Here is a 5,017-nt window from a genome sequence, read left to right as displayed (position 1 = left end):
TGCTGGCGCTTGGCGCCGTCCTTTTCACGACAGCGACGGTCGCACTTGCCGGCTGGGCGATGGCAGGCCTGCCGATCGCCGCGGCCATAGCGCTTGGCGCCATCGTGGCGCCGCCCGATGCGGTTGCGGCATCGGCCGTGCTTGGCCAGTTCAAGGTGCCGCACCGCATCACTGCCATTCTGCAAGGCGAGAGCCTGCTCAACGACGCCACCGCCTTGCTGATCTACCGGATGGCGATTTCGGCGGCAGCAGGTTCCATTCTGCTGAGCAGCGCCGTTCCGATGATCCTGCTGTCCACGCTCGGCAGCCTTGCCGCCGGCTACCTGCTTGGCCGGGTGTCTCTGATGACGCTGGGCCGGATCGAGGACCCGGCGAGCGGCACTGTGGTGCAATTTGCCGGCACATTCGGGGTCTGGATCCTGGCCGACAGGATCGGACTGTCGGCCATCATCACCATAGTCGTCTATGCTATGACGATCGCGCGCACAGCGCCGCGCCGCATGCCGGCCAGAAACCGCATCAGTTCTTATTCGGTCTGGGAAACGGCTGTCTTCGTGCTCAACGTGCTGGCTTTCGTGCTGATGGGCCTGCAGGCGCGTACGATCGTCGGCCGGCTTGCCGGGCAGGGGCAGACCGATGCGTTCGTCCTGGCCGGGACAGTGCTTGCCATCGTCATCGTCTCACGCCTCATCTGGGTGCTGGGGTGCGGCGCGATCATCAGGTGGTTTGGCCGTTTCGGCGTGGCTGATCGTCAGCGTGACGCTCCGTCGTTTCGTGGCGGCGTGCTGATCGGCTGGTGCGGGATGCGCGGTTTGGTGACGCTTGCGGCGGCATTCGCCCTGCCGACTGACTTCCCGGCCCGCGACCCGATCGTGCTCGCTGCCTTCACGGTTGTGCTCGGCACGCTGGTGCTGCAAGGCATGAGCCTGAAGCCGCTGCTGCGCCTGCTGAACCTCGACCCTGACGAAACCGTCGACCGTGAGGTTGCGCAGGCACGCGTTGTGGTCATGCAGGCCGCGCTCGACATATTGAGCGGCAAGACATCGGACGCTGCGGCCGCGGTGCGCGAGCAATATGCCGCTCAACGCAAGATTGCCAAAAATCCCGACGATGCCCAGGCGGCGACCGAATATGACCGCTTGCGTCTTTATGCGATCAAGAGCCAGCGCGATGCGCTGGAGGAATTGCGCCGCAACGGGACGATTGGCGACGAAGCCTATCATCGCCTTGAGGAAGAGATCGACTGGACCGAACTGGCGGCGTCGCCACCCGGCCGTTTCCAGCCGCTGAATACATAAGGCATCGCACGCCGTTTTCCGGCGCACGGAAGATATCGAAGTGCTTCGGGATCGGTGCATGATCCCGGTGAAGGGCAAGGCTGGTCCAAGCCACGTCCATTCTCCTGCACATTGCCACCGTGGCATCGAACCGTTACTGCCAACACGAAATTGAGCCGGATAAGCAATGAAGCTGGTCAGCTACAACATCCAGTACGGGTTCGGCGGCGACGGCCGCTACGATCTTTCACGCGCCGCGCGCATCGTTGCCGGCGCCGACATCATTGCGCTGCAGGAAGTCGAGCGGCACTGGCAACGCAGCAATTACGACGACCAGCCGGAGCTGCTTTCCCGTCTGCTGCCCGAACATCACTGGGTCTACGGCCCGGCCTTCGACATGGACGCCAGCGAAAGGCGCGACGGCCGTCTGGTCAATCGGCGCCGCCAGTTCGGCACCATGCTGCTGTCGAAACTGCCGATCGTCTGGTCGCGGCTGCATGCGCTGCCAATGCGCCGCACGCAGCGGCCGCTCAACACCCGCAACGCCGCGCTTGAATGCATGATCCGCACGCCGGCAGGGCCGGTGCGGGTGTTGTCGCTGCATCTCGCCCACATCGCGGCCGAGGAGCGGCTGGAGCAGATCGACTACCTCATGGCCGAGCATCGCCGGGCACCGTCCGATGGCGGACCGTGGAGCGGCGTCGACGACGAGCCCACGCGCAATTGGACCAGCGGCGAAGCGGAGCCGGAAAACCCGCTGGCGGCGATCTGGATGGGTGATTTCAACATGGAGCCGGACAGCGCCGAGTATCGCCGCATCGTCGGCAGCACGCCCTACCATAGGGGTGCCGCCTATCTCAGCGGTTTCGTCGATGCCGCCGCCGTTGCCGGGGAGCCGGTTCCGGACTTCCACACCCATGTGAAGACCATCGACGGCAGGCTGGCAAAGCGCCGGCTCGACCATTGCTTCGTCGGCGGCATGTTCGCCGGGCGGGTGCGTTCGATCAGTGCCGACATCGGCGAGGTTGCCTCGGATCATTTTCCGCTGCGGGTCGACATAGACCTGGAAACGCCCGGCATCGCCACATGACGCTTTTCGTCTTCTTCGCAGTGCTTGCCGCCGCCGCCATGCACGCGATCTGGAACGCGCTGGTCAAGGTCCATCTCGACCGCTTCCTGTCGATCACGCTGATGACGCTCGGCATGGGCGCTGCGGCACTCGTGGTGCTGCCCTTCGTCGAAGTGCCGAAGGCGGAAGTGTGGCCCTACATCATCGCCTCCGTCGTTTTCCACATGGGCTACCGGACCTTCCTGATCGGCGCCTACAAGGCCGGCGATTTCGCCCAGACCTATCCGCTGGCGCGCGGCACCGCACCTCTGCTCTCAGCCTTCGGCGGCATGTTCGTCGTTGCCGAGATTCCCGGCCCGTTCGCCATGCTCGGCATCTTCCTGTTGTCGGCCGGCACGCTGGTGATGTCGTTTCGTGGCGGCGCGCATCTGGAAAAACTCAATCTGCGCGCGGTTGGCTTCGCGCTCGGCACTTCCATCTTCATCGCCAGCTATACGCTGTCGGACGGCAGTGGCGCGCGGCTGGCGGCAACCGCGCAGAGCTATGCCGCCTGGCTGTTCATCTGCGATGCTTTTGGCGCGTTGGTGCTGTGCCTCATCTTCCGCGGGCCGAAGGCGCTGCCGGTGTTGGCGCGCGACTGGAAGGCAGGGTTGTTCACCGGCGTACTCAGCGGCGCCGCCTATTGGATCGTCATGTGGGCGATGACCAAAGCACCGATCGCTTCGGTGGCCTCGCTGCGCGAAACCTCGATCCTGTTTGCCATGATGATCTCGGTCTTCGCTCTCGGCGAAAAAATGACCGGCTGGCGCGGTGCCGCTGCGCTCAGCATCGTGGCCGGCGTCGTCGCGCTGAGGCTTGGTTAGGCGCCGCTCAGGTCAGGACGGTCATCACCTGGCCACGTCGTTCCGGACTGAAGCGGATGACGACGATGATGCAGACGGCGACCACGCCTGCGAACAGCGCCAGGGCATAGCCATAGCTGCCTCCGGCGCTTTCAGCGATTCCTGCTTGATAGGGGCCGCCATAGGACGCGGCGAGATTGCCCGCCTGATAAATAAAGCCGGGCAAGGTCGCCCGCACCGCTCCGGGCGAAAGCTCGTTGAGGTGCACGGGGATGACGCCCCAGGCACCCTGGACCGCGACCTGCATGACGAAGGCGCCGATGGCAAGCATGAACGGCGTGGTCGAGTAGGCCCATAGCGGGATGGACGGCAAGGCGATCAGGCATGCCAGCGTGATGGCGTTGACGCGGCCGATCTTCTCCGACAGCGCGCCGAAGGCCAGGCCGCCGACGATGGCGCCGATATTGGCGACGATGGTGATCCAGCTCACCGTATGCGGATCGAAGCCGTGCTGCTTCTTCAGGAAGGTAGGGTAGAGGTCCTGCGTGCCATGACTGAAGAAATTGAAGAACATCATCAGGACGACGGCATAGAGCGCGACGCCCCAGTGCTTCTGCAGCGTTTCCCACATGCCCGGTCTTGCGGTCTTTTGCGCTTCGACGAAGGCCGGCGATTCCGGCACATGCGAGCGGATGAAGAGCACGATCAGCGCCGGCACGAAGCTGAGCAGGAACATGGCGCGCCAGCCGATCGTGTAGCCGCCGATCGTCTGCTGATAAAGCAGGCCATAGACCACCGCCGCCAGCAGATAGCCGGCCGGATAGCCGCATTGCAGGATGCCGGAGACCATGCCGCGTGCGCTCGGCGGAATGGATTCCATGGCCAGCGAACTGCCCAGCCCCCATTCGCCGCCCATGGCGATGCCGAACAAAGCACGCAGGGCGAGGAATATGCCGAGATTGGGCGAGAAGGCGGCCAGCGCGCCGATCACCGAATAGCTTACGATGTTGAGCATGAGGATCGGCTTGCGCCCGTATTTGTCGGCAAGCATGCCGAAGAAGAACGCGCCGATGAAGCGTGTGGCCAAGGTCAGGAACAGCGCCTTGGAGACCGCGGGCACGTCGGCGTGGAATTCGGTCGCGATATCGGTGAGCAGGAATGTCAGAAGGAAGAAATCGAAAGCATCGAGCGTCCAGCCCAGGAATGAGGCGAGGACAGTCTTCTTCTGCTGCGAATTAAGGGGCAAATCTTCCTCCATCATCAATGGGGGAATTATCGGCCAGTTCAGGGAAGACGGTGGTCACTTTTTCGCGCGGTACATTTGATCGAACGCCCGCTGGAATGTCGGAAGGTGCGACCGGTGCCATCTGTCGATGAACTCGATCGTGGTTTGAGGATGAGGTCTAGATTTCGAGATCAAACACCGTCAGTCCGTCCGTGCCGCCTTCCAGGGCAGCGACCAGGCGCGCGCCGGCGCGCTGGTGCGCTTCATGCACAAGATAGGCATCGCGCGCGGCAGCATCGCGGAAATCGATGGTGAAGCCGTGGGTGAAGTCGCGTGCGAACGGCTCCGGGCTGACATTGGCGCTGAATTTTACGGCGTCCATGCCGTCGATCACCTGTCGAAGCGCATCGAGATCGGCATGGATCGCCATGCGCTCGGCGGCGGCAACATCGTTGCGGAATCTAGCGAAAACACAGTGCCTGATCATATCTTACCCCTCAGTGGCTAAGCAGCCCGGTTTCCGGAAAACACCGCCGGCGGCAGCGGCTCGCGGCCAAGGACCAGGTCGGCGCCCTTTTCACCGACCATAATGGTCGGTGAAAAG

Annotated in this window: 5 protein-coding genes; 3 read left to right on the top strand and 2 right to left on the bottom strand. The window is 63.5% G+C overall.

All coding sequences use genetic code 11. From position 1 onward, the window contains the following. From EOC06_RS10140 to EOC06_RS10130, 3 genes are all read left to right on the top strand, one after another. Window positions 1–1,298, top strand: a 1,298-nt coding sequence (locus tag EOC06_RS10140) for a sodium:proton antiporter (RefSeq protein WP_245469448.1), incomplete at its 5' end; no start/stop codon positions are given. 166 nt (window positions 1,299–1,464) lie between these two features. Next, entirely contained in the window at window positions 1,465–2,367 is a 903-nt protein-coding gene (locus EOC06_RS10135) for an endonuclease/exonuclease/phosphatase family protein (protein ID WP_128307662.1), read from the top strand. Continuing rightward, window positions 2,364–3,209 carry an EamA family transporter gene (locus tag EOC06_RS10130; RefSeq protein WP_128307661.1) on the top strand — a complete coding sequence of 282 codons (846 nt, stop codon included), beginning with the start codon at window positions 2,364–2,366 and terminating at the stop codon, window positions 3,207–3,209. The genes EOC06_RS10135 and EOC06_RS10130 overlap by 4 nt, the downstream gene beginning before the upstream one ends. Window positions 3,210–3,216: 7 nt before the next feature. Here the strand turns inward: EOC06_RS10130 and EOC06_RS10125 are convergent, their stop codons facing one another. Further along, a complete protein-coding gene (locus EOC06_RS10125; RefSeq protein ID WP_027037618.1) occupies window positions 3,217–4,434 on the bottom strand; it encodes an MFS transporter in 1,218 nt (405 codons plus the stop codon). A gap of 157 nt (window positions 4,435–4,591) precedes the next feature. Next, window positions 4,592–4,900 carry a Dabb family protein gene (locus EOC06_RS10120; RefSeq protein WP_128307660.1) on the bottom strand — a complete coding sequence of 103 codons (309 nt, stop codon included), beginning with the start codon at window positions 4,898–4,900 and terminating at the stop codon, window positions 4,592–4,594. Window positions 4,901–5,017 lie beyond the last annotated feature (117 nt).

The organism is Mesorhizobium sp. M7A.F.Ca.MR.362.00.0.0 (genome assembly GCF_004023175.1).
In the GTDB taxonomy this organism is placed as follows: Bacteria; Pseudomonadota; Alphaproteobacteria; order Rhizobiales; family Rhizobiaceae; genus Mesorhizobium.
Note: the sequence above shows the minus strand (reverse complement) of the source record. Positions and strands in the feature narration are given on the sequence as shown.

Coding starts and splice junctions, on each gene's coding strand:
- EOC06_RS10135 (WP_128307662.1), top strand. CDS start 1,465: ATGAAGCTGGTCAGCTACAACATCCAGTACGGGTTCGGCGGCGACGGC.
- EOC06_RS10130 (WP_128307661.1), top strand. CDS start 2,364: ATGACGCTTTTCGTCTTCTTCGCAGTGCTTGCCGCCGCCGCCATGCAC.
- EOC06_RS10120 (WP_128307660.1), bottom strand. CDS start 4,900: ATGATCAGGCACTGTGTTTTCGCTAGATTCCGCAACGATGTTGCCGCC.